Origin of the sequence: Neobacillus sp. NPDC093127 (genome assembly GCF_044754175.1) — a bacterium.
GTDB lineage: Bacteria > Bacillota > Bacilli > Bacillales > Cytobacillaceae > Neobacillus.
In genome coordinates, this window is sequence record NZ_JBIVOP010000065.1 from 1 (window position 1) to 1,471 (window position 1,471).

General features: G+C 38.0%; 1 protein-coding gene. It reads right to left on the minus strand.

What is annotated here, in order from left to right; all coding sequences use genetic code 11:
* Nucleotides 1-356 precede the first annotated feature (356 nt).
* A partial coding sequence (locus ACIQCO_RS28155) for an IS110 family RNA-guided transposase (protein ID WP_400435483.1) occupies nucleotides 357-1,471 on the minus strand: 1,115 nt, incomplete at its 5' end.

Below are 1,471 nucleotides of genomic sequence, written 5' to 3' on the forward strand. Positions count from 1 at the left end.
GGGTCAGCGTATAATGGCAATTAGGTCAAGAGTAAATATTTTATAAAAAAGACCGAACTTAAGTAGAACTTCCTATATCCATTTTTTTGAAGTTCAACTACCACAGAACTATATAATAGGGCTCCTCTAGAACGTGAAAGGATCTCGTGTTTTCATCCCGCAGTGATACCACCTAGCAAATATAAACTTTGATTTTCACGTATTATCCGTATTTGCAGGACAAGATCCATAATGCTGACCCACGAGGTCTAAAGCCTCAGACACCCAATACAATGTGATCTAACGCCCTAGAGGAGCCCCATTTTTATCAAAATTAAATACCTAAATAAATGAACAATAAAATATTAAACTCTTAATTAAGCTGATAGACAAATATTTGAAGAGACATGTAATTCATAAAATTTTTTTGCATTTGGTGCTCTAAGCTTTTTACTTATTTCATTTACTAGTACGTATTTTTCGTCATTGGTACGATATAATGTGTGATTTCGAATCATTGAAAAGGCTAATCGAATCATTCGGTTTCCCAAGGCTACATACGCTTGACGGGAATGTTTTCCACGGTCTTTTAGGGCTAAATATCTTAGTTTCATTTCGGGATTATTAACAGCTAGAGATTTTCCTACCTGGTAGGCTATGTTTCTGAATGTCCTTCTACCCTGTTTACTAATACAAAAGTACGAAGGTTTTTTTCCACCCGATTGTTTCACAATAGGGTTTGTCCCTGCCATCTTGATTAATTGCCCCGCATGTTCGAAATCAGAGATATCCCCCATTTCTGCGTATAATTCAGCACCCGTCACTACACCAATCCCTGGAACGCTAAGGATAACAGCCCCCTCCGTTTCAACGAATAAATCTTCAATCTTATGTTCTAAGACATTGATTTGATTATTCAACAACTCTAAACGATCCAACTTTTGAGATAAGAGAAAGATGTCTCCATCTACGAACTCTTTTGGTTGAGAAATGGAGTTTTGAGCAAATTCTAATAGAATTTGAACCGTACTATCCCGTAATTTAAGATTTTCACGGATAGATAATTCACGTAATCCTTTCTCCCCAAGTGTCAAAATATCAGTTGGATGCGGATAGTGTCGCATGAAATAAAGAGGTGCCTTTCCAAATAACTTACTAAATGGTTGAACATGCTTACGTTTTCCATTCTCCCATACGCTCTTTCCTTGAAATTCCCTAAAGATATGATCCATGTGCATACGAATCAGATTTTGCGTTGTTGTTCGTTCACCCACCAACTCTCGACGAGCTCGTGTAAGCTTTTGTAGTGTAAGAACGGCACCTGAAGATAGCTCATTTGACGTCCCCCGGCCATGAATCATTGATTGAAGAATGGCCATCAGGTCTAAATTATCTGTCTTAGACCAATTTAAAAGAGCTTGCCTTTCCTGGGCTGTAGTGGCTGCATTCAAGGTTCTAACATGAAACCCATTTGAATGGCATCGTCGAACAA